A 20921-nucleotide genomic window follows, 5' to 3' on the forward strand; every position below is an offset into this window, starting at 1 on the left:
TCCCCCGCGCGGCAACGGGCAGGTATCGAGTCCTGCGCGCGGGGTCGGGCGCGTATCAATAGTGCAGCACGGTGCGGATGCTCTCGCCCTTGTGCAGCAGCTCGAAGGCCTCGTTGATCTTCTCGAACGGCATGTCGTGGGTGATGAAGTCGTCGATGTTGATCTCGCCCTTCATGTAGCGATCGACGTAGCCCGGCAGCTCGGTGCGGCCCTTGACGCCGCCGAAGGCGGAGCCTTTCCAGACCCGGCCGGTGACCAGCTGGAACGGCCGGGTGGAGATCTCCTCGCCGGCGCCGGCGACGCCGATGATCACGGATTCGCCCCAGCCCTTGTGGCAGCACTCCAGCGCCTGGCGCATGACGTTGACATTGCCGATGCACTCGAAGGAGTAGTCGACGCCGCCGTCGGTCATGTCGACGATGACCTGCTGGATGGGGTCGCTGTAGTCCTTCGGATTGACGAATTCGGTGGCGCCGAACTGCTTGGCCAGCTCAAACTTCTCCGGGTTCACGTCGATGGCGATGATGCGACTGGCCTTGGCCATCTGCGCGCCCTGGATCACGGCCAGGCCGATGGCGCCGAGGCCGAACACGGCCACGGTGGAGCCCGGCTCGACCTTGGCGGTGTTCATGACCGCGCCGATGCCGGTGGTCACGCCGCAGCCCAGCAGGCAGATCTTGTCCAGCGGCGCTTCCTTGGAGACCACGGCCAGGGACACCTCGGGCACCACGGTATACTCGCTGAAGGTGGAGCAGCCCATGTAGTGGTGCAGCTTCTGGCCGTCGAGGGAGAAGCGGCTGGTGCCGTCGGGCATCACGCCCTTGCCCTGGGTGGCGCGGACCGCCTGGCACAGGTTGGTCTTGCCGGACAGGCAGAACTTGCACTTGCCGCATTCGGCGGTATAAAGCGGAATGACGTGGTCACCGGGCTTGAGGCCGGTGACCCCCTCGCCCACTTCCTCGACGACGCCGGCCCCCTCGTGGCCCAGCACGGACGGGAACAGGCCCTCCGGATCGGCGCCGGACAGGGTGAAGGCATCGGTGTGGCAGACGCTGGTGGCGGCCATGCGTACCAGCACCTCGCCGGCCTTCGGGCCCTCGACGTCGATCTCGGTCAGCTCGAGCGGCTTGCCCGCTTCCAGGGCAACGGCGGCGCGTGACTTCATGATTCACTCCTCTCAATGGGGTTGGCCTTCCCACAGTCTAGGCAAGACCGCATACTCGGATAAACTGCATTAAACGCATGACATTGTTGCCACCTGACAACAATCCAGCGCACCAGCCACCGGAGGACACCCCGCATGCAACGCTGGGACCGCGTCGAGGCCTTCATCGAAGTCGTGCGCCTGGGGGCCTTCAAGGCCGCCGCCGAACGCCTCAAGGTCTCGAGCTCCCATGTCAGCCGTCTGGTCAGCCAGCTGGAGAATCAGCTGGGCACGACCCTGCTCTATCGCACCACGCGGCGGATTCGCCTCACCGAGGCGGGGCAGCTCTACTACCAGCACTGTCAGCACCTGTTCGAGGGCTTTCGCGAGGCCGAGACCGCGGTCAAGGAACTGCAGGACACGCCCACCGGCCTGCTGAGCCTGACCTGCGCCACCACCTTCGGCGAACGCTTCATCGCGCCGCTGGTGCATGACTTCATGTGCGCCAACCCGCGGCTCGAGGCGCGCATGCACTTCACCAATCGCCAGGTGGACATCATCGACGAGGGCTTCGACATCGCCATCCGCATGGGTCGGCTGAAGGACTCCTCGCTGATCGCCAGGCGCCTGTGCGAGCGGCGCGAATACGTGGTCGGCGCGCCCGCCTACTTCACCCGTATCGCCCAGCCCCACAGCCTCTCGGAGCTGTCGCATCACCGCTGCCTGGTCGGCTCGCGGGACTACTGGCGCTTCGACGTCGACGGCGTGCGCCGCGACATCCGCGTCGACGGCCCGCTGAACGGCAACTCCGGCCCGGCGCTGCTCGATGCGGCGCTGAAGGGCCTGGGGCTGGCCCAGCTCCCCGACTACTACGTCGAGGAGCACCTGGCCCGGGGCGAGCTGATCAGCGTGCTCGACGCCTATCGCCACGGCGACACCGCGGTGTGGGCCGTCTACCCCCAGCACCGCCACCGCTCGGCCAAGGTGCAGCACTTCCTCGACTATCTGGTCGCCCATCTCGGCGACACCCTGCCGGCGCGCCGCGGCTGAGCGGCCGCCTGACCGGCATCCGGCAAAAAAAAGGCGCGCCACCCGAGTGGCACGCCGGCAAGGACGGCAACCGCCGCCCGACAAAGAGACTGGTTCAGCATTCGATGGCGTTGACCGCCAGGCCGCCCTTGGAGGTTTCCTTGTACTTCTCCTGCATGTCGGCGCCGGTATCGCGCATGGTGCGGATCGCCTTGTCCAGCGAGATGAAGTGCTCGCCGTCGCCGCGCAGGGCCATCTGGGTGGCGTTGATCGCCTTCACCGAGGCGATGGCATTGCGCTCGATGCAGGGCACCTGGACCAGGCCGCCGACCGGGTCGCAGGTCAGGCCCAGGTTGTGCTCCAGGCCGATCTCGGCGGCGTTCTCCACCTGCCCCGGGGTGCCGCCCAGCACCTCGGTGAGGCCGGCGGCGGCCATGGCGCAGGCCGAGCCCACCTCGCCCTGGCAGCCGACCTCGGCGCCGGAGATGGAGGCGTTCTTCTTGCACAGGATGCCCACGGCTCCGGCGGTCAGCAGGAAGTCGACCACGCAGCGCTCGTCGGCGCTGGCCTGAAACTTCATGTAGTAGTGCAGCACCGCGGGGATGATGCCGGCCGCGCCGTTGGTCGGCGCGGTAACCATGCGCCCGCCGGCGGCGTTTTCCTCGTTGACCGCCAGGGCGAAGACGTTGACCCAGTCCATGGCGGAGAAGGTCGAGGCGATCAGGCTGCCGTCGTCCTCCATGGCCTCGAGGCGGCGATGCAGGGCGCCGGCGCGGCGCTTGACGTTGAGGCCGCCGGGCAGCACGCCCTCGCCCTCGAAGCCCTTCTGCACGCAGTCCTGCATGGCCTCCCAGATGCGCCACAGCCCGGCGCGGATCTCGGCCTCGCTGCGCCAGGCCTTCTCGTTCTCCAGCATCAGCTCGCTGATGCGCAGGCCATGCAGGCGACACAGCGCCAAAAGCTCGCCGGCGGAGTTGAAGTCGTAGGGCAGCGCGGTGGTATCGCTGTCCAGCTCGCCGCTGGCCGCCTGGGCCTCGTCGACCACGAAGCCGCCGCCCACGGAGTAGTAGATGTTGCGGTACAGCTCCTGGGAATGGCCGTGGGCCACCAGGGTCATGGCGTTGGGGTGATAGGGCAGGCTCTCGTCGTGCCACTGCAGGTCACGCGCCCACAGGAAGGGAATCGCCAGATGGCCGTCGAGCAGCAGGGTCTGGGACTCCAGCAGCTCCTCGATGCAGGGCGTGACGATGTCCGGGTTGATCGACTCGGGGCGCTCGCCCATCAGGCCCATGATGGTCGCCTGGTCGGTGCCATGACCCTGGCCGGTGGACGACAGCGACCCGTGGAGATGCACCTCGACCCGCGCCACGCGCTCCAGCAGGTCCTGGCGACGCAGTTCCTGAACGAAGTCATAGGCTGCGCGCATCGGGCCGACGGTATGGGAGCTGGAAGGGCCGATGCCGATCTTGAACAAGTCGAAGACGCTGATGGACATGGGGAGAACCTCGGGCGGGGCCGGATCGTTCCGACGCCGTCTTGTTGTCAGTTACACTAAAGCCTGGTGGCCTTGGCTTGCCTTGGACCTTAATGTTGTCCGCACTGGGGCATGACGACAATCCAGAATATCTCGCCCACGATATAGAATGACTAAACCATGAGCCGACTCCTCAACGCCCAGACCCATGCCTGGCTGAAGGTCTTCGCGGTCAGCGCGCGCCACCTCTCCTTCACCCGCGCGGCGGAGGAACTGCACGTCACCACCGGCGCCGTCAGCCAGCAGATCAAGCAGCTCGAGGAGCGCCTCGGGTTCAAGCTGTTCCGGCGCCTGCCGCGTCGCCTGGCGCTGACCGAAGAGGGCCGGCGGCTGGCCTCGGTGGTCGACGAGGCCTATCAGGCGGTGGGCCTGGAGGTAAAGCGGCTGCGCAGCGGCGTGATGAGCGGCATCATCCGCATGCGCGTGGTGCCCTCCTTCCTCAACAAGTGGCTGATGCCGCGCCTGCCCCGCCTGCAGGCGCGCTTTCCCGACATCGAACTGCACATCCTCTCCGAGGACAGCAACATCTCGCTGCGCGAGGGCGAGTTCGACCTGGCGCTGGATCTCAACGACGGCCACTACCCCGGCATGTCGATCACGCCGCTGATGGAGGAGACCATCTTCCCGGTCTGCGCGCCCTCGCTGATGCGCGGAAGGCCGCCGCTGCGCCGCCCCGAGGACCTGGCCTGGTATCCGCTGCTGCACGACGTCACCGCCTGGCGCGGCAGCCACGACTATGGCGAATGGGAACACTATCTGCAGGCCACCGAGGCGCCCTACATCAACGTTCGACGCGGCTACACTTTCAACCGCAACCACCTGACCATGGAGGCCGCGCTGGCCGGCATGGGCGTGGCCATCGCCCGCCAGACGCTGATCACCAGCGAGCTGGACACCGGCGCCCTGGTGGCGCCCTTCGAACAGCGCGTCGCCACCGGCATGCACTACGGCATCGTGCACGCCGCGGGCTCGCTGGACGACCGGCGGATCTGCGCGGTCCACGACTGGCTGCTGGAGGAAGCGCGGCGACAGCATCCCTCCCGGCATCCGGTGGTGGCAGACAACACCTCGTCTTGAGACGTATAATTAGCCGCCTTAACATCTCTACCGATAGAAGCCTCATCCATGCCCGAACATTCCGCCGACCGAATCGGCTTCCGACACCTGTGCCTGCGCGGCTTCGCCTATATGCTGCTGGTGGCCGCCCTGATGCAGGCCGTGCTCTTCGAAGCCACGTACATGCCGAACGTGCGCTTCTCCGAAATCGGCCTCACCGAATCGCTGCAGTCGCTGCTGCTGCTCGCCGGCACGATCCTGGCGATCGTCGCCCGCCGCCTGGACGACCGCCTGCCTCACCTCACCCTGCTGGTCATCGGCCTGCTCGGCGCCTCGCTGATCCGCGAGCAGGATGCCTGGCTCGACGAGTTCGTCTTCGATGGCGCCTGGCAGATCCTGGTGAGCCTGCTGGTGCTGCCGATCCTGTTCGTGGTGATCCGCAACGGCCGCGCCTTCGCCGCCGAGCTCGAGCGCTATGCCGCGACCTTCTCCGGCGGCCTGTTCGCCGCGGGCTTCATCGGCACCTACGTGTTTTCGCGCCTCTACGGGCGCGGCGAAATGTGGGAGGCCGTCCTCGGCGAGCAGTACATCCGCGTGTTCAAGGACGCCGCCGAGGAGGTCACCGAACTGTTCGGCTACACCCTGCTGTGCATCGCCATGATCGAGCTGCTGCTGCTGGCACGCCGCTGGCGGCAGCAGCGGCTTCAGGGCCGGGGGTAAGGTCCAGACCGGGCTCGACCGGCAGCCCAAACGACGACGCCCGCGGCCATGGCCGCGGGCGTCGTCGTTTCAGGCGGGGCATTTCAAGCAGGGCATGCCGGGGCCGGCGCACGGCCGGCCCGACGATCACTCGTCGAGGAAGGAGCGCAGCGGCTCGGAGCGGGACGGATGACGCAGCTTGCGCAGCGCCTTGGCCTCGATCTGACGGATCCGCTCACGGGTCACGTCGAACTGCTTGCCGACCTCCTCGAGGGTGTGGTCGGTGTTCATGTCGATGCCGAAGCGCATGCGCAGCACCTTCGCCTCGCGGGCGGTCAGGCCGCCGAGCACGTTGCGGGTGGCCTCGATCAGGCCTTCGCCGGTGGCCGAGTCGATCGGCAGCACCATGGTGCCGTCCTCGATGAAGTCGCCCAGGTGAGAATCGTCGTCGTCACCGATGGGCGTCTCCATGGAGATCGGCTCCTTGGCGATCTTCAGCACCTTGCGCACCTTGTCTTCCGGCATCTCGAGGCGCTCGCCCAGCTCTTCCGGGGTCGGCTCGCGCCCCATCTCCTGCAGCATCTGGCGGGAGACGCGGTTGAGCTTGTTGATCGTCTCGATCATGTGCACCGGGATACGGATGGTGCGTGCCTGGTCGGCGATGGAGCGGGTGATCGCCTGACGGATCCACCAGGTGGCATAGGTCGAGAACTTGTAGCCGCGACGGTACTCGAACTTGTCCACCGCCTTCATCAGGCCGATGTTGCCCTCCTGGATCAGGTCCAGGAACTGCAGGCCGCGGTTGGTGTACTTCTTGGCGATCGAGATGACCAGACGCAGGTTGGCCTCGACCATCTCCTTCTTGGCGCGGCGGGCCTTGGCCTCGCCGATGGAGAGCCGGCGGTTGACCTCCTTGATGTCGGTCACCGGCAGCTGGATCATCTCCTCCTCGAAGGCGATCTTGCGCTGGGAGCGCTGGATGTCACCCTTGAAGACGGCGAGCTTGTCGGCGTACTTGGTCTGCTCGGCCATGAAGTCGTCGAGCCAGTCCTGGCGCGACTCGTTGCCGGGGAAGGCCTTGATGAAGGTCTTGCGCGGCACCTTGGCCTTCTTGACGCACAGCTGCATCACGGCCTTTTCCTGGGCCCGGATCTGCTCGACGCTGATGCGCACCTGACCGACCAGACGCTCGAAGTGCTTGGGCACCAGCTTGATCGGCGAGAACAGCTCGGCGAGACGCGCCAGCTCGGCCTGGGCCTGAGCGGAGGCACGACCGTTGGCGTCGATGGCCTGACGCGCCGACTCGTTCTGCTCGCGGATCTGCTCGAAGCGGGCACGGGCCTCTTCCGGGTCCGGGCCGCCGCCGCTGTCGTCCTCGTCCTCGGCGTCCTCGTCATCCTCGCTGGCCTCGCCCTCGGCGACGACCGGCTCTTCGGGCACGTCCGCCTCGGCGACGCCGGGGATCCCCTCGTCGGGGTCGATGAAGCCGGAAAACAGGTCGGACAGGCGGCCCGGGGCCTCCTCGTCCTGGGTGGCATCGTAGGCCTCGAGGATGGAGTCCACGGCGCCCGGCAGATAGGCCAGGGCCGACATCACCTCGCGGGTGCCTTCCTCGATGCGCTTGGCGATCTCGATCTCGCCTTCGCGGGTCAGCAGCTCGACCGTGCCCATCTCGCGCATGTACATGCGCACCGGGTCGGTGGTGCGGCCCACGTCGCTCTCCACCGCCGCCAGGGCCGCCACAGCCTCTTCGGCAGCCGATTCATCGGTGGAGTGATCGGCCATCATCAGGGTATCTTCATCAGGCGCTTCCTCGACGACATTGATACCCATGTCGTTGATCATGCCGATGATGTCTTCCACCTGATCGGGGTCGGCGATATCCTCGGGAAGATGGTCGTTGACCTCGGCATAGGTCAGGAAGCCCTGTTCCTTGCCGCGCGCGATCAACTCCTTCAGACGTGACTGCTGCTGCGCATTTCCAGCCATAGAAACCCTATCTCGACGAAGAAGAATGAAGCACCTGAAGCACTGAAGCGGAGAAAACTCGATAAGCCGAACAGTATAGCGGGTAAGACCGCTGTTTTGCCAGTTCGGCGTATTTGCGCGGTCATTCAGGTGTGTTAGCGTGTCTGGTTGCGTTCCGCTCAGGGGACGCTATCTATATGGTGATGGTAGGCGGGATTTCAAGGCCGGCGCCAGTTGGCGACGCACCGCGAACCCTCATCCCTTCAGCTCGGTCAGCAGCACCATCAGCCGCTGGCGCTCCTCCTTGGACAGCCGCTCCCCGGCGCGCTCCCGCGCCAGCAGGGCGTCATATTCCTGCTGCGGCGACTGCCGCTGCCGATGGCGCTGAAAGTAGGCCACCCAGTTATCCAGCTCGGTGCCACGCACTCCGCGCGGCATCTCCAGCGGCTTGCGCGCCAGGCTCGCCAGGCGCTCGCCCTCCGGCGTGCCGTGGAAGTGGGCCAGCAGCACCTGGGCACTGCGGTAGCCGCCGGCCCGAAGCAGGCGCACCACCTCGCGGCACAGCCCGGCATCCGGGTCACTCTGGTCGCACCAGTCGTCATCCTCGGGCAGCCGCTCGACCAGCGTCGGCTCGTGCACCAGCAGCTGCAGCGCCCGGGCCATCTGGCCCAGCGACGCCTGAGCGCCGGCGGCCGGTCGACCGCGCCCCGGCGCCTCGCCCCGGGGCGGCGCCGAGTCCGCCCACTCCGGCGGCGCTTCCGCGGGCGGCGCCTCGTCGACCACGGCCTCGTCGCGGGACATCAGCGATTCGAAGCTCGACTGGTCGACGCCGGTGCGACGCGAGAGTTCCGTCAGCAGCAGCGACTTCATCACCCCGGCGGGCAGCCGGCCGATGGCGCCCAGCACCCGGCTGGCGAAGCGCTCGCGTTCCTCCAGCCGCTCCAGGTCGCGCCCTTCGGCGGCCTGCTCGAAGAGGAACTCCGACAGCGGACTGGCACAGGTGACGCGATCCTCGAAGGCCTCGGCCCCCTCGCGGCGCACCAGGGTATCCGGATCCTCGCCGTCGGGCAGGAACAGGAAGCGCGCCTGGCGTCCGTCGATCATCTGCGGCAGCACCGTCTCCAGCGCCCGGCTCGCCGCCTGGCGCCCGGCGCGGTCGCCGTCGAAGCAGAACACCACCTCGTCGACCATGCGGAACAGCCGTCCGAGATGATCCTCGGTGGTGGCCGTGCCCAGGGTGGCCACCGCATTGCGGATGCCGAACTGGGCGAGCGCCACCACGTCCATGTAGCCCTCGACGATCACCAGTCGCTCGAGGCGCGGATTGGCCTGACGCGCCTCGTAGAGGCCGTACAGCTCGCGCCCCTTGTGAAAGACCGGCGTCTCCGGGGAGTTCAGGTACTTGGGCTTGGCATCGCCCAGCACCCGCCCGCCGAAGGCGATGGTGCGTCCGCGGATATCGCGGATCGGAAACATCACCCGATCGCGGAAGCGATCATAGGTGCGCCCGCTGTCCTCGCGGTGCACCAGCAGGCCATATTCGATCTGCACCGGCTCGGCGACGCCCTGCTCGCCGAGATGCCGCTTGAGCGACTCCCAGCCGCCCGGGGCATAGCCGATGCCGAAGTCGCGCACGACTTCCGGCGACAGCCCGCGCCGCTCGATGTACTCCCGCGCGCCCTGCCCTTCGGGCATCTTCAGGCGCTCGCGGAAGAAGCTCGCCGAGAGCTCGAGCAGGTTGACGCCTTCCTTGCGCTTGCGCTCCCGCGCCTGGGCCCGCGGATCGTCGGCGCCCTCGCGCGGCACCTCGAGCCCCAGCCGGGCGGCGAGATGCTCCACCGCCTCGGGGAAGCGCAGGTTGTCGTACTCCATCAGGAAGCGCAGCGCGTTACCGTGGGCACCGCAGCCGAAGCAGTGGTAGAACTGCTTGTCGGCGCTGACGGTAAAGGACGGCGACTTTTCCTGGTGGAAGGGACAGAGACCGGAATGATTGCGTCCGGCCTTCTTGAGCTTGACCCGCTCGCCGACCACCTCGACCACGTCGACGCGAGCCAGCAGGTCATCGATGAAACGCTGCGGGATCTGACCGGCCATCAGGCAATCCAGTCGGGTTTGAAAGCCAGGCCCCTGAGAACGGGCGAAAAAACAAGCGGCCACCGAACGGCGGCCGCTTGGCGCTCCTCCCGAGCCGATCCGCTAGCCAGCGGGCCGGCCCAAGTACGGATCAATAGAGCCGTTCGAAACGCTTGCGCTCACGCTGAAGCTTCTTGGCGTGACGCTTGACGGCGGCAGCCGCCTTGCGCTTGCGCTCTGCGGTCGGCTTCTCGTACTGCTCGCGGCGGCGAACCTCGGACAGAACACCGGCTTTTTCACAGGAACGCTTGAAGCGACGCAGTGCGACGTCAAACGGCTCGTTATCGCGTACTTTAACAGAAGGCATTAAGCACTCACCTACCTTGAAAAACTTGAGTTCGGTTTGAACGCACGCCTTCAGGGACGCTCGCCATGTCCCGCTGACGCCGACGACCACGCGAGGCGGGCCGAAACGATGGAAGGGAGAAACAGGGAGCCTGCCCCTGGGCGCACGACCCAGTCTTGCAGCGCACAGTATTCTAGTCGTCGTACCACGGCCATGCAAACCGTTTCGCGCTCCGCCCCTGCCGCGGCACGACCAAAAGGCGTAGAATGGCGCCCTTTCCGCTGTACCGAGCCATGACCATGCGTGTACTGGGCATCGAGACCTCCTGCGACGAGACCGGCGTCGCCCTCTATGACACCGAGCGCGGCCTCGCGGCCGACGCCCTCCACAGCCAGATCGCCATGCACGCCGAATACGGCGGCGTGGTGCCGGAGCTGGCCAGCCGCGACCACACCCGCCGCCTGCTGCCGCTGATCCAGACCGTGCTCGATGAGGCCGGCGTGAGCCGCGGCGAGCTGGACGCCATCGCCTACACCGCCGGGCCCGGCCTGGTGGGCGCGCTGATGGTCGGCGCCAGCACCGCCCACGGCATGGCCCGGGCGCTCGACATTCCGGTGCTCGGCGTGCACCACATGGAGGGCCATCTGCTGGCGCCGATGCTCGAGGATGCCCCGCCCGCCTTCCCCTTCGTGGCGCTGCTGGTCTCCGGCGGCCACACCCAGCTGGTCGAGGTCGAGGGCCTCGGCCGCTATCGCCTGCTCGGCGAATCGGTGGACGACGCCGCCGGCGAGGCCTTCGACAAGGCCGCCAAGATGCTCGGCCTGGACTACCCCGGCGGCCCCGCCGTGGCGCGCCTGGCCGAGACCGGCGATCCGTCGCGCTTTCGCTTCCCGCGGCCGATGACCGACCGCCCGGGGCTGGATTTCAGCTTCTCCGGACTCAAGACCCACACCCTGACCGCGATCCGCAGGCTCGAGGCCGACGGCGAGCTCGATGACGCCGCCCGCGCCGACGTGGCCCGCGCCTTCGAGGAGGCCGTGGTCGACACCCTGGTGATCAAGTGCCGTCGCGCCCTCGACCAGACCGGCCTCAAGCGTCTGGTGGTGGCCGGCGGCGTCAGCGCCAACGCCCGCCTGCGCGAGCGCCTCGGCCTCGAGGCCGCCAAGCGCAGCGCCGAGGTCTTCTATCCGCGCGGACGCTTCTGCACCGACAACGGGGCGATGATCGCCTATGTGGGAGCGCAGCGACTGCTGGCGGGAGAACGCGACGAAATCGGCCGGATGCAGGCCGTGCCGCGCTGGCCGATGGACGGGCTCGAGCCGCCGACGGAGGCCTGAAAACCCAAGGCCCGATAACGGCGCCGCCGAGGCATGCTTATGGCTAGACTTGTCTGACAAATCGGCGAGCGAAGGCTAGACAAGGCAAAAATCAGCGAAAAGCCGGAGTTTACGGGGTGTAAATGAGGACTTTGAGCTGATTTTTAACGCCGTATAGCCGAGCGCAGACATTTTTCAGGCATGCCTAGAGCCCCGGCTCGTCGCCCCGCCCCAGCTGGCGGATATTGAGCGCATGACGCCCCAGCACCAGCAGCGTGAAGCCGATCACCACCGGCACGTAGTCGGGCGCCAGCCAGATCGCGGCCAGCGGGGCCAGCGCGGCGCTGGCCAGCGACGCCACCGCCGCGGTGCGCACCCGCCAGGCCAGCAGGCACCACAGGGTCGCGCAGCACAGCGCCACCCAGGGGGTCAGCACCAGCATCACGCCGAAGGCGCTGGCCACCGCCTTGCCGCCGCGGAAGCGATACCAGGCCGGATAGCTGTGACCGAGCAGCACGCCGAGTCCGACCAGCCCCTGCCCCCAGGGCGGCAGCGCCAGCAGCATGGCCAGCCACAGCACCGGCATGCCCTTGACCGCATCGACCAGCAGCGTGGCCAGGGCCAGCCGCGGCCCATGCAGGCGCAGCACGTTGGAGAAACCGGGGTTGCCGGAGCCGGCCAGGCGCGGGTCGCCGCGGCCGGCCAGGCGACACACCGTGATCGCCCCCAGCCAGGTGCCACTGAGATAGCCCAGCGCCATCAGCGGCAGCACGAGTTCGAGTTGGCTCAGCACGGCCGACCCTCAAGCGGAAAGTGCCCCGATTCTGCCAGCCTCGATGCCGCAGGAACAGCGTCGGCGCTGTCGCCGACCGGTCGCCTCGCGTACAATCGCCGCCCAATCCGGCACTGCCGCCCCCCTTGCCACGGCTCGGAGAGCCCAAGATGGACCTCGTACTGATCGAAGCGCTGAAGGTCGACACCGTCATCGGCGTCTACGACTGGGAACGCACCCTCACCCAGACCCTGGTTCTGGATCTGGAGCTGGCCACCGACATCCGCCCCGCGGCGGCCGACGACGATATCGCCCGGACCCTCGACTATGCCGCCATCAGCGAACGCATCGCCCGCTTCGGCGCCGAACACAGCTTCGAGCTGGTGGAGACCTTCGCCGAGCGCCTGGTCGACGCCCTGCGTCGGGAGTACGGCATCGCCTGGGTGCGCCTGACCCTGCGCAAGCCGGGCGCGGTGCCGGCCGCCAAGGCGGTCGGCGTGCGCATCGAGCGCGGCGAGCGGAGCGCGACCTGATGGCCCTGGTCACCGTCAGCATCGGCAGCAACATCGAGCGCGAGACGCACCTGACCGCCTGCCTCGACGCCCTGGCCGAGTGCTTCGACGGCCTGCGCCTGTCGCGGGTCTACGAGAGCGAACCGGTGGGCTTCGAGGACGGCCGCAACTTCTACAACCTGGTCGCGGCCTTCGACAGCGACTGGTCGGTGGGCGAGCTTCAGGCCTGGTGCAAGCGGCTCGAGTTCGCCAACGGCCGCCGCGCCGACAGCCCCAAGTTCAGCCCCCGCACCCTGGACGTCGACCTGCTCACCGTCGGCGAACTGACCGGCGAGCACGACGGCGTCGCGCTGCCGCGGGCCGAGATCCGTCATCACGCCTTCGTGCTGAAGCCGCTGGCGGAGCTGCTGCCCGACGCCCGCCATCCCGAGGACGGCCGGCGCTACGCCGAGCTGTGGGCGGCCTTCGAGGCCGACGACCAGGCCCTGTGGCCGGCCGACTTCCCGTGGCGCGGGAAGTCCCTGCCGCTCGACGCCTGAGCCGCGCCGGCCCGCGGCACCCGGGCCTCAGCCCGCCAGCACCTCATCGATGGCGGCCCGGCGCCGCCGGGCCAGTTCCTCGCCCAGCTCGCGGCCCTGATAGCCCTCCTCGACGAGCCCGCGGGGCAGGATCTGCCCCGCCAGGCGCCAGGCCACGGCCAGGTCCTCGGCCAGACGCGCGTCTTCCATGCTCACCAGGCTGATCAGCGAGGCCACCCGCTCGCCCTGTCGCCAGGCATTGATGCCATCGAGCCAGGCCATCACCCGCGCCCCGTCCAGCTCGCCCGACCGCGCCTCGGCGATCAGCCGGCGCGTCGCCGCCGCCTGACCGCCCAGCCGGCGCGGCAACCGGGGCAGCTTCAGGCGCTCGGCCAGGCGCTCGCGGGCCTCGGCCTCGAGATGCTCGACCAGCCGCGCCCAGCGCCAGTGCGGCGCCTGCTCGTCGGCGATGTCTTCGGGCAGCCGCGCCAGCCGCCCCAGCGCCTCGTCCAGCGCCGCGGCGTCCGCCGCCAGCTCCGGCATCAGCGCCGCCAGGGCGCCGCAGTCGTGCAGGGCCTGGAAGTAGACGTCCGGCCAGGGCTCGCCCAGCGCCTTCTCGGTCTCGGTCCAGACGCGCTCGGCCACCAGGTGGCCGAGCTCCCCGCTCTCCGCCAGCCGGCGCATCAGCTCGCGGGTGGCCGGGGCGATCACGAAGCCGAGCCCGGCGTAGCGGGCCAGGAAACGCGCCGTGCGCAGCACCCGCAGCGGGTCCTCGACGAAGGCCGGCGAGACGTGGCGCAGCACCCGGGCCTCGAGATCGTGAAGCCCGCCGTAGGGGTCGACCAGTTCGCCCTCCGGGGTCTCGGCCATGGCGTTGATGGTCAGGTCGCGGCGCACCAGGTCCTGCTCCAGGCTGACCTCGGGGCTGGCGTGCACCTCGAAGCCGGTGTAGCCGTGGCCGGCCTTGCGCTCGGTGCGCGCCAGGGCGAACTCCTCCTGGGTCTTCGGATGCAGGAACACCGGGAAGTCGCGGCCCACGGCGCGGAAGCCGCGCCGGGTCATGGCCTCGGGCGTGGCGCCGACCACCACCCAGTCGACGTCGGTGACCGGCCAGCCCAGCCGGGCGTCGCGCACGGCGCCGCCGACCCGATAGACGGTCAGGCCATCGAGGCGGGCATCGCGGGTCGCCATGCTCAGGCCTCCACCCGCTCGGGCAGGCGGTGCTGCCAGTCGGTGAAGCCGCCGTCGAGGCTGTAGACCGTCTCGAAGCCCTGGCCGGCCAGCCAGGCCGCGGCCTGCTGGCTGGAGTGGCCGTGGTAGCAGACCACCACCAGCGGCGTCTCGCGGGGCGCCTCGGCCAGCAGGGCCGTGACGCTGTCGTTGTCCAGGTGGCGGCAGCCGGGGATATGGCCGGCGGCGAAGCTCGCCGGGTCGCGGATGTCGACCAGGGTCAGCGGCGAGCCGGCGTCGAGCCATTCGGCCAGGGTCGGAATGTCCAGGTGCTGGAAGCTCATCGGATCTCCAGGGAACGAAAGAGGAAGGAAGGGCTAGAGTCAGTGGCGGCTGGGCACGCTGATGCGGGCGCCGCTCGCAAGGTCGAGGGCGGTCAGCGCCCCGCCCCAGACGCAGCCGGTATCCAGCGCCTCGGCCCGCACCCGGCTGCCCGGGGTCTCGCCCTCGAGCGCCGCCCAGTGGCCGAACAGCAGCCGCGGATCGTCGTCGCGGGGATACTGGAACCAGGGCGCGAAGCCCGACGGCGCGCTGTCGAGCCCTTCCTTGGCGCTGAAGTCCAGGCGGCCGTCGGCGGCGATAAAGCGCATGCGGGTGAAGGTGTTGACGATCGCCCGCAGCCGATCGAGGCCGTCCAGGTCGTCACGCCAGCGGGCCGGCTCGTTGCCGTACATCTGTTCGAGGAAGGCGCCGGCACGCTGGCCGCCGAGCCGCTCGGCCACCTCGGCGGCCAGCGGTTCGGCCCGCTCCAGCGCCCACTGGGGCGGCAGGCCGGCGTGGCTCATCAGGGTCTCGCCGTCGCGCACCACCAGCGGACGACTCTGCAGCCAGTCGAGCACGCGCTCGCGATCCGGCGCGGCGAGGATGGCGTCGAGGGTGTCCTTGCGCTTGATCCGCGCACCGCCGCGGGCCACCGCCAGCAGGTGCAGGTCGTGATTGCCCAGCACCACCCGGGCGGCGTCGCCCAGGGCCATGACCTCGCGCAGACAGGCCAGCGAGCCGCGGCCGCGGTTGACCAGATCGCCGGCCAGCCACAGCCGGTCGCGGCGCGGATCGAAGTCGAGGCGCTCGAGCAGGGCCACGAATTCCTCGTGACAGCCCTGGAGATCGCCGACGGCGTAGGTGGTCATGGCGCGTCCTCGCGGTCTCGTTGAAACATCGGGGGGCACCGGCGCTCGCCGAGCGCCTCAGTGCACCTGGTTGGGCCCGGCCAGCCGGAAGGGGGCGACGGCCACCTCGAAGGGGCGCTGGGTGGCGGTGTCGACGCAGGTGAAGGCGCCTTCCATCACGCCCACCGGCCCATCGAGGATCGCCCGGCTGGTGTAGCGGAAAGTCTGGCCGGGGCCGATCAGCGGCTGCTGGCCGACCACGCCCTTGCCGCGCACCTCCTGGGTCTCGCCGCTGCTCTGGGTGATCTTCCAGTGGCGCGCCAGGAGCTGCATGCTGTGGCCGGAGTGGTTGTGCACGGTGATGGTATAGCTGAACACGAAGCGCTCTTCCTCGGGGGCGGACTCGTCCGCCTGGAAGGCCGGCTCCACGTCCACGCGGATCTCGTCGCCCAGGGCCGTTGCCGTCATGCGCTGCCGCCCTCCTCGGCCAGGTGATTGGCGATGCGCACGAACTCCGCCACGCTCAGGGTCTGGGGGCGCCGGCTCGGCTCGATGCCGAGCGCCTCGAGGGCCGCGGCGTCGATCCGCCCCTTGAGGTTGTTGCGCAGCGTCTTGCGGCGCTGGCCGAAGGCCTCGCGCACCACCTCGAACAGCAGCGTCTCGTCGCGGGCGACGTCCGGCCGCTCGGCGCGGGGCGTCAGGCGCACGATGGCCGAGTCCACCTTGGGCCGCGGCACGAAGGACTCCGGCGGCACGATGAACAGCGACTCGACCGTGCAGTAGTACTGGGCCAGCACCGAGAGGCGACCGCGATCGCCGCCGCCGGGCGGCGCCGCCAGGCGGTCGACGACCTCCTTCTGCAGCATGAAGTGCATGTCGGCCACGGCGTCGCCGGCCTGAAGCAGGTGGGAGATCAGCGGCGTGGAGATGTTGTAGGGCAGGTTGCCCACCACCCGCAGCGCCGGGCCCTCGCCGCGCAGCTCGCGGAAGTCGAACTTGAGCGCGTCGCCCTCGTGGATCACGAAGCCCGGCTGGTCGAAGAACTGCACGCGCAGCCCGGGAATCAGGTCGCGGTCGAGCTCGATGACCTCGAGATGGCCGCCCGCCGCGTCCAGCAGCGGCTCGGTCAGGGCGCCCTGACCGGGACCGATCTCCACCAGTCGCTCGCCGGGGCGGGCGCCGATGGCGCGTACCAGCCGCGAGATGATGCCGGGGTCGCGCAGGAAGTTCTGGCCGAAGCGCTTGCGGGCGCGATGACCCTGGGGGCGGGATGCCATGCGGTCTGTCCTTCTGTTCGAATCGGGGATGCCGCGCTCAGTCACGAGCGGCGCGGCGGGCCATGTCGGCGGCCAGCGCCTCGGCCACCGCCAGGCTGCCGGGATCGGCGCGGCCGCTGCCGGCCAGGTCGAGGGCGGTGCCGTGGTCCACCGAGGTGCGCACCAGCGGCAGGCCCAGGGTGATGTTGGCGGCGCGGCCGAAGCCGGCATACTTGAGCACCGGCAGGCCTTGGTCATGATACATCGCCAGCACGGCGTCGGCCTCGGCCAGGTGGCGCGGGGTGAACAGGGTATCCGCCGGCAGCGGCCCGTCAAGGGCCAGGCCCTCGCGACGCAGCGCCTCGAGCGTCGGCGCGATCACCTCGAGCTCCTCGCGGCCGAGGTGGCCGCCCTCCCCGGCGTGGGGATTGAGGCCGCAGACGGCGATGCGCGGCGCGGCCAGGCCGAACCAGCGGCGCAGATCGGCGTCGAGGAGGCGCAGGAGGCGCGCCAGCCGCTCGGGCGTCACCGCGTCGCTCACCTCGCGCAGCGGCAGGTGGGTGGTGGCGAGCGCCACGCGCAGCGCCCGCGGGCCCTGCCAGTCGGCGCCGGCGGCGTGCAGGGCGCGGTCGGTGGCGAGCATCATCACCACCTCGTCGACGCCGCAGGCGTCGCGCAGGTATTCGGTGTGGCCGGTGAAATCGGCGTGGCCGGCCTCGCGGATCACCGCCTTGTGCAGCGGCGCGGTGACGATCCCCGCGGCCTCGCCCGCCCGGCAGCCGGCGACGGCGCGGTCCAGGGTCTCGAGCACGTAGTCGCCGTTGCGCACGTCGAGCACCCCGGGCCGGCTGGGGGCGGCGAGCGCCACCGGCCACACGGGCAAGCGCCCGGGCCGGCTCTCGGGCACCGGCTCGCCCGGTGCCAGCTCGACGATCTCGAGCGCCCGCCCCAGGGCCTCGGCCCGTTCGGCGATCAGTCCGGGGTCGCCCACCGCCACCCGGCGATGCCCCGGGGCCGCGCCGGTGGCGCCGTCGGTCGCCAGCATCACCGCGAGCTCGGGGCCGATGCCGGCCGGCTCGCCGGTGGTCAGGGCGATGACGGGCGCGTCGCTCATGCGTTCGGCTCGAGGCGCTCGTCGACGAAGGCGTCGCTGCGGATCTCCTGGACCCAGTCTTCCATCTCGTCGTTGGCCTTGCGCTGGAACAGCGCCTGGCGCGCCTGGTCGCGGCTCATGTTGCCGCCCTGCTGTTCGATGAAGCGGTCGACCTCGCGCTCGGAGAGGCTGACCCGGCCGCCGACGCGACGCTGCTGGAGCTCGCGCATCAGCAGCTCGCGGCGGACCTGGTCACGCACCACGCCGAGCGACAGGCCGTCGGCCTCCAGGGCATCGGCGAACTGGTCGAGCGTCATGTTGTTGCTCTGGGCGATGGCGCGCACCTGACGGTTGAGCTCGGTGTCGTCGACGCTGAGATTGGCCTCGCGGGCCATCTGCAGCTGGATCTCCTCGACCACCAGGCGGTCGAGGATCTGCTCGCGCAGCACCCGGTCCGGCGGCAGGTCGACGCCCTGGGTATTCAGCTGGCGCTTGGTCTGGACGAAGCGATCCTCGAGCTGCGAGGCCATGATGGCGCCGTCGTTGACCACCGCCACGATACGGTCCAGGGGCTCACGCGCCTGGGCCAGCCCGGTCAGGGGCGCGGCCCCCAGCGTCAGGGCCAGCAGCAGGGTGGCGAAGTGTCGGCTGCGCATGTCGGTGTTTCCTCTCGTTCAATATCGAATGTCTCGTCGCGGCCGGCGAGCGGCCGCGACGGAGCGTCGGACAGGGATGTCGCCGCGGCTCAACGCACGCTGAAGTCGGTGCCGCGATAGCCCGGCACGGCGCCGTCGAAGTAGCTCGCCGCCTCGCCGCCGACGCCGCCAAGGCCCTTGAACACGAAGCGCAGGAAGAACCCGCGATCGGTGGTGTCGTCGTCGATGGTGTTCGCGGTGTCCTCGTCGTCGATCCACTCGCGCCACACCAGCTGCAGACCATAGCAGCAGTCGTTCCACTGCACACCCGCCATCTGCTCGAGGCTGCGATCGTTGGTATTGTCGTAGACGTAGCGGCCGATCAGGTCGAACTGCGGCCCGATCTTCAGCGCCCCGGAGACATCGAACTCCTCGCGGTTGTAGCCGAGCCTGTCTTCGGCGTCGTCCTCGGACACGTCGAAGCCCTCGATCTGCCAGCGATAGCCGAGGTTGAGCACGTGACCGGCGTCGGAGCGGTACTGCAGATCCCAGCTCGCGCTCTCGGTGCGCGAGCGGTGATCGTCGTAGAGCCACTGCCAGCGCGTGCTCCACTCGTCGCTCAGCCGCCAGTTCAGGCGCGTGACCAGCGGCGAGCGGTCGCGGGTGGCGGCGTAGTAGTCGTAGGAATCCTCGTCCGCCGGCAGGGTATCGGGATCGCCGTCCATGTCGATGTGGCGATCCTCGAAGTAGAACGCCTGGCCGAGGCCCAGCGACAGCCGCTCGCGGCCGCTCTCGTCTTCCAGCAGGCGGCTCTCGACGCCGTAGGACAGGCGATTGAGATCGCCCACCCGGTCGCCGCCGGAGAAGCGGTCCGGCGACCACAGCTGGTTCCAGGAGAAGTTGCGCTCGCCGGTGTCGAAGTCCGGGAAGTCGGTCTGGTCCTCGGCCGGCACGTAGGCGTAGTTGAGCCGCGGCTCCAGGGTCTGGCGGTAGTCGCCGCCGCCGAGGCTCAGGTCGCGCTCGAACACCAGGCCGCCGTCGACGGAGGTCACCGGCACGGTCAGCGACGGCGTGTCGCCGCGATCGGTCTCGCGATTGTCGTAGTCCAGGTCGTAGGAGCGGTGGGCCAGCTCGACGCGGGGCTCGAGGTAGCCCCAGCTCTGGTCGAAGCGCCAGCCCACGGCAGGGTCCAGCCTGAGCCGGGTGCCGTTGGCCGCCTCGCGTTCCGGGATCTGCCGACGACCGTCCTTGAAGTCATACCAGCCGTCGTCGTCCGTATCCACGTCGCGCCAGAAGTAGGTCAGGTTGGAGCTCCACTCCTGATAGAAGCCGCCGTCCTGGGACCAGCTCGCCTGGGCATCGAGGCTCGGCAGACGATAGAAGGGCTTGTCGTCCTGATCCAGCGGGTCGTCGAGCTTCTGGTAGCCCTGGGCCTTGGCCTGCAGCTGCCAGACGTCGCCACGGTAATCGAGCTGGGCCAGCCGCGACATGTGATCGGTGTCCTGCTCGGCGAAGTCGCGGCCGAAGTCGTCGAAGTAGGCGCCGTCACTGGCCGCGCCGTAGCGCAGTCGATAGTCGGTGCGCTCATCGAAACGGCCGGCATGACGGAAGTCCAGGTACCAGCGTTCGTCGCCGTTCTCGAGGTCCGAATAGTCCGAGGCCTCGTCCCCGGCACTCTTGTCGTCGGCGATATAGGCGCCCTCGATGGTGCCGGCGTCGAACGGGAAGAGATAGCGATACTGACCGCCCATCAGCAGGCCACGATCGCTGATCCAGCGCGGGGTGATGGTCGCGTCCTGATCGGGGGCGATGTTCCAGTAGAAGGGCTGGGAATAGTCGAGCCCGCTGCCGGTCGCACCGATCGTCGGCCACAGGAAGCCGGTCTGGCGGCGGTCGTCGATGGGGAAGCGCACCCAGGGCCAGTAGAACACCGGCACATGGCCGACCTCGAGGCGGGCGTGCTTGGCGGTGCCGAAGCCGCTCTCACGGTCCAGCAGGATGTCGTTGCCGACCAGGCGCCACAGCTCGTTGCCGGGCTCGCAGGTGGTGAAGCTGGCCTCGCGCAGCCGGTAGCGGCCGTCCTCGAGCCGCGCCAGACGCACCGCATCGCCGCGCAGGCGCTGTTCGTGGGCCACGTAGTGGGCGGTATCGATGCTCGCCGCATCGCTTTCCAGCGAGAATTCGGCGGCGTCGCCGCGCACCAGCAGGTTCCGGTCGCGCAGCGCCACCGGGCCTTCGGCCTGCACCCGGTCGCGGGACGCCGGCAGATTGACCCGCGGCGCCTCGAGCTGGGTATCGCCGCGGCGCAGCACCACCTCGCCGCTGAGCCGGGTCTCGCCCTCGGCGCCGTATTCGCCGCTGTCGGCCTCGCTGGAGACCTGCCCCTCGGGCGGCGGCGCGAGGCGATAATCGGGCATCACGTAGCGCCCGCGGCACACGGCGTCGGCCGGCCGGTCGGCGCCCCAGGGCTGCCAGTCCAGTTGATCGGCGGGCAGCGGCTCGGGGGGCGCCGCCAGCACGGGGACGGCAATGATCAGGCTCGAGGTCGCCAGACCTGCCAGGGCCGTCCGGGAGGGTCGATTGGCCATGTTCCACGATGTCCTTGGCGGAGTGAATCGGTATTATACAGGC

Annotated in this window: 20 protein-coding genes; 6 read left to right on the forward strand and 14 right to left on the reverse strand. The window is 69.3% G+C overall.

What is annotated here, in order from left to right; translation table 11 throughout:
- Nucleotides 1-55: 55 nt before the first annotated feature.
- Nucleotides 56-1165, reverse strand: a complete 1110-nt coding sequence (locus FIU88_RS13565; protein ID WP_016853723.1) for an S-(hydroxymethyl)glutathione dehydrogenase/class III alcohol dehydrogenase — start codon at nt 1163-1165, stop codon at nt 56-58.
- 135 nt (nt 1166-1300) lie between these two features.
- Between FIU88_RS13565 and FIU88_RS13570 the strand changes: the two genes are divergently transcribed.
- A complete protein-coding gene (locus FIU88_RS13570) occupies nt 1301-2194 on the forward strand; it encodes a LysR family transcriptional regulator (RefSeq protein WP_016853722.1) in 894 nt (297 codons plus the stop codon).
- A gap of 94 nt (nt 2195-2288) precedes the next feature.
- Here the strand turns inward: FIU88_RS13570 and FIU88_RS13575 are convergent, their stop codons facing one another.
- On the reverse strand, nt 2289-3668 hold the full coding sequence (locus FIU88_RS13575; protein WP_016853721.1) for an L-serine ammonia-lyase: 1380 nt from the start codon (nt 3666-3668) through the stop codon (nt 2289-2291).
- Nucleotides 3669-3827: 159 nt separating this feature from the next.
- Here FIU88_RS13575 and FIU88_RS13580 point away from each other — a divergent pair, with 159 nt between their 5' ends.
- Nucleotides 3828-4784 (forward strand): LysR substrate-binding domain-containing protein, encoded by a 957-nt coding sequence (locus tag FIU88_RS13580; RefSeq protein ID WP_016853720.1) that lies wholly within the window; start codon nt 3828-3830, stop codon nt 4782-4784.
- A gap of 48 nt (nt 4785-4832) precedes the next feature.
- Complete coding sequence (locus FIU88_RS13585) at nt 4833-5483, forward strand: hypothetical protein (RefSeq protein WP_152479586.1); 651 nt, start codon at nt 4833-4835, stop codon at nt 5481-5483.
- Between the two features lie 126 nt (nt 5484-5609).
- Here the strand turns inward: FIU88_RS13585 and rpoD are convergent, their stop codons facing one another.
- The 3 genes from rpoD to rpsU all read right to left on the reverse strand — a co-directional run bounded on the left by rpoD (nt 5610) and on the right by rpsU (nt 9870).
- A complete protein-coding gene (gene rpoD / locus FIU88_RS13590) occupies nt 5610-7451 on the reverse strand; it encodes an RNA polymerase sigma factor RpoD (protein WP_026068275.1) in 1842 nt (613 codons plus the stop codon).
- Nucleotides 7452-7685: 234 nt separating this feature from the next.
- Complete coding sequence (gene dnaG, locus FIU88_RS13595) at nt 7686-9524, reverse strand: DNA primase (protein ID WP_152479587.1); 1839 nt, start codon at nt 9522-9524, stop codon at nt 7686-7688.
- A 130-nt stretch (nt 9525-9654) separates the two neighbouring features.
- Nucleotides 9655-9870, reverse strand: a complete 216-nt coding sequence (gene rpsU / locus FIU88_RS13600; RefSeq protein WP_013333229.1) for a 30S ribosomal protein S21 — start codon at nt 9868-9870, stop codon at nt 9655-9657.
- A 278-nt stretch (nt 9871-10148) separates the two neighbouring features.
- Here rpsU and tsaD point away from each other — a divergent pair, with 278 nt between their 5' ends.
- On the forward strand, nt 10149-11186 hold the full coding sequence (tsaD, locus tag FIU88_RS13605; RefSeq protein WP_152479588.1) for a tRNA (adenosine(37)-N6)-threonylcarbamoyltransferase complex transferase subunit TsaD: 1038 nt from the start codon (nt 10149-10151) through the stop codon (nt 11184-11186).
- Between the two features lie 184 nt (nt 11187-11370).
- Here the strand turns inward: tsaD and plsY are convergent, their stop codons facing one another.
- Nucleotides 11371-11934, reverse strand: a complete 564-nt coding sequence (gene plsY, locus FIU88_RS13610) for a glycerol-3-phosphate 1-O-acyltransferase PlsY (RefSeq protein ID WP_146910301.1) — start codon at nt 11932-11934, stop codon at nt 11371-11373.
- A gap of 173 nt (nt 11935-12107) precedes the next feature.
- Between plsY and folB the strand changes: the two genes are divergently transcribed.
- Both folB and folK read left to right on the forward strand, forming a co-directional pair.
- Nucleotides 12108-12470 carry a dihydroneopterin aldolase gene (folB, locus tag FIU88_RS13615; protein ID WP_016853714.1) on the forward strand — a complete coding sequence of 121 codons (363 nt, stop codon included), beginning with the start codon at nt 12108-12110 and terminating at the stop codon, nt 12468-12470.
- Entirely contained in the window at nt 12470-12988 is a 519-nt protein-coding gene (gene folK, locus FIU88_RS13620; protein WP_152479589.1) for a 2-amino-4-hydroxy-6-hydroxymethyldihydropteridine diphosphokinase, read from the forward strand. The genes folB and folK overlap by 1 nt, the downstream gene beginning before the upstream one ends.
- 27 nt (nt 12989-13015) lie before the next feature.
- Here the strand turns inward: folK and FIU88_RS13625 are convergent, their stop codons facing one another.
- From FIU88_RS13625 to FIU88_RS13660, 8 genes are all read right to left on the reverse strand, one after another.
- Nucleotides 13016-14158 (reverse strand): CCA tRNA nucleotidyltransferase, encoded by a 1143-nt coding sequence (locus tag FIU88_RS13625; protein ID WP_016853712.1) that lies wholly within the window; start codon nt 14156-14158, stop codon nt 13016-13018.
- 2 nt (nt 14159-14160) lie between these two features.
- Nucleotides 14161-14481 (reverse strand): thiosulfate sulfurtransferase GlpE, encoded by a 321-nt coding sequence (glpE, locus tag FIU88_RS13630; RefSeq protein WP_016853711.1) that lies wholly within the window; start codon nt 14479-14481, stop codon nt 14161-14163.
- A gap of 39 nt (nt 14482-14520) precedes the next feature.
- Entirely contained in the window at nt 14521-15327 is an 807-nt protein-coding gene (locus FIU88_RS13635) for a symmetrical bis(5'-nucleosyl)-tetraphosphatase (protein ID WP_152479590.1), read from the reverse strand.
- A gap of 57 nt (nt 15328-15384) precedes the next feature.
- The gene (gene apaG / locus FIU88_RS13640; protein WP_016853709.1) at nt 15385-15774 is read right to left on the reverse strand and encodes a Co2+/Mg2+ efflux protein ApaG; all 390 of its coding nucleotides are present in this window, start codon (nt 15772-15774) and stop codon (nt 15385-15387) included.
- Nucleotides 15771-16583: a 16S rRNA (adenine(1518)-N(6)/adenine(1519)-N(6))-dimethyltransferase RsmA gene (gene rsmA / locus FIU88_RS13645; RefSeq protein WP_152479591.1), complete on the reverse strand. Its 813-nt coding sequence runs from the start codon at nt 16581-16583 to the stop codon at nt 15771-15773. Before rsmA ends, apaG begins: the two co-directional genes overlap by 4 nt.
- A gap of 37 nt (nt 16584-16620) precedes the next feature.
- Complete coding sequence (gene pdxA, locus FIU88_RS13650; RefSeq protein WP_152479592.1) at nt 16621-17676, reverse strand: 4-hydroxythreonine-4-phosphate dehydrogenase PdxA; 1056 nt, start codon at nt 17674-17676, stop codon at nt 16621-16623.
- Nucleotides 17673-18311 carry a SurA N-terminal domain-containing protein gene (locus FIU88_RS13655; protein ID WP_016853706.1) on the reverse strand — a complete coding sequence of 213 codons (639 nt, stop codon included), beginning with the start codon at nt 18309-18311 and terminating at the stop codon, nt 17673-17675. The genes pdxA and FIU88_RS13655 overlap by 4 nt, the downstream gene beginning before the upstream one ends.
- Nucleotides 18312-18400: 89 nt before the next feature.
- The gene (locus tag FIU88_RS13660; protein WP_152479593.1) at nt 18401-20878 is read right to left on the reverse strand and encodes an LPS-assembly protein LptD; all 2478 of its coding nucleotides are present in this window, start codon (nt 20876-20878) and stop codon (nt 18401-18403) included.
- Nucleotides 20879-20921 lie beyond the last annotated feature (43 nt).

This window comes from Halomonas sp. THAF12, assembly GCF_009363675.1.
Taxonomy (GTDB): domain Bacteria; phylum Pseudomonadota; class Gammaproteobacteria; order Pseudomonadales; family Halomonadaceae; genus Halomonas; species Halomonas smyrnensis.

What these genes read in the sequence shown, in the direction of transcription:
- FIU88_RS13565 (WP_016853723.1), bottom strand. Translation starts at nt 1,165, where the DNA reads ATGAAGTCACGCGCCGCCGTTGCCCTGGAAGCGGGCAAGCCGCTCGAG.
- FIU88_RS13570 (WP_016853722.1), top strand. Translation starts at nt 1,301, where the DNA reads ATGCAACGCTGGGACCGCGTCGAGGCCTTCATCGAAGTCGTGCGCCTG.
- FIU88_RS13575 (WP_016853721.1), bottom strand. Translation starts at nt 3,668, where the DNA reads ATGTCCATCAGCGTCTTCGACTTGTTCAAGATCGGCATCGGCCCTTCC.
- FIU88_RS13580 (WP_016853720.1), top strand. Translation starts at nt 3,828, where the DNA reads ATGAGCCGACTCCTCAACGCCCAGACCCATGCCTGGCTGAAGGTCTTC.
- FIU88_RS13585 (WP_152479586.1), top strand. Translation starts at nt 4,833, where the DNA reads ATGCCCGAACATTCCGCCGACCGAATCGGCTTCCGACACCTGTGCCTG.
- rpoD (WP_026068275.1), bottom strand. Translation starts at nt 7,451, where the DNA reads ATGGCTGGAAATGCGCAGCAGCAGTCACGTCTGAAGGAGTTGATCGCG.
- dnaG (WP_152479587.1), bottom strand. Translation starts at nt 9,524, where the DNA reads ATGGCCGGTCAGATCCCGCAGCGTTTCATCGATGACCTGCTGGCTCGC.
- rpsU (WP_013333229.1), bottom strand. Translation starts at nt 9,870, where the DNA reads ATGCCTTCTGTTAAAGTACGCGATAACGAGCCGTTTGACGTCGCACTG.
- tsaD (WP_152479588.1), top strand. Translation starts at nt 10,149, where the DNA reads ATGCGTGTACTGGGCATCGAGACCTCCTGCGACGAGACCGGCGTCGCC.
- folB (WP_016853714.1), top strand. Translation starts at nt 12,108, where the DNA reads ATGGACCTCGTACTGATCGAAGCGCTGAAGGTCGACACCGTCATCGGC.
- folK (WP_152479589.1), top strand. Translation starts at nt 12,470, where the DNA reads ATGGCCCTGGTCACCGTCAGCATCGGCAGCAACATCGAGCGCGAGACG.
- FIU88_RS13625 (WP_016853712.1), bottom strand. Translation starts at nt 14,158, where the DNA reads ATGGCGACCCGCGATGCCCGCCTCGATGGCCTGACCGTCTATCGGGTC.
- glpE (WP_016853711.1), bottom strand. Translation starts at nt 14,481, where the DNA reads ATGAGCTTCCAGCACCTGGACATTCCGACCCTGGCCGAATGGCTCGAC.
- FIU88_RS13635 (WP_152479590.1), bottom strand. Translation starts at nt 15,327, where the DNA reads ATGACCACCTACGCCGTCGGCGATCTCCAGGGCTGTCACGAGGAATTC.
- apaG (WP_016853709.1), bottom strand. Translation starts at nt 15,774, where the DNA reads ATGACGGCAACGGCCCTGGGCGACGAGATCCGCGTGGACGTGGAGCCG.
- rsmA (WP_152479591.1), bottom strand. Translation starts at nt 16,583, where the DNA reads ATGGCATCCCGCCCCCAGGGTCATCGCGCCCGCAAGCGCTTCGGCCAG.
- pdxA (WP_152479592.1), bottom strand. Translation starts at nt 17,676, where the DNA reads ATGAGCGACGCGCCCGTCATCGCCCTGACCACCGGCGAGCCGGCCGGC.
- FIU88_RS13655 (WP_016853706.1), bottom strand. Translation starts at nt 18,311, where the DNA reads ATGCGCAGCCGACACTTCGCCACCCTGCTGCTGGCCCTGACGCTGGGG.
- FIU88_RS13660 (WP_152479593.1), bottom strand. Translation starts at nt 20,878, where the DNA reads ATGGCCAATCGACCCTCCCGGACGGCCCTGGCAGGTCTGGCGACCTCG.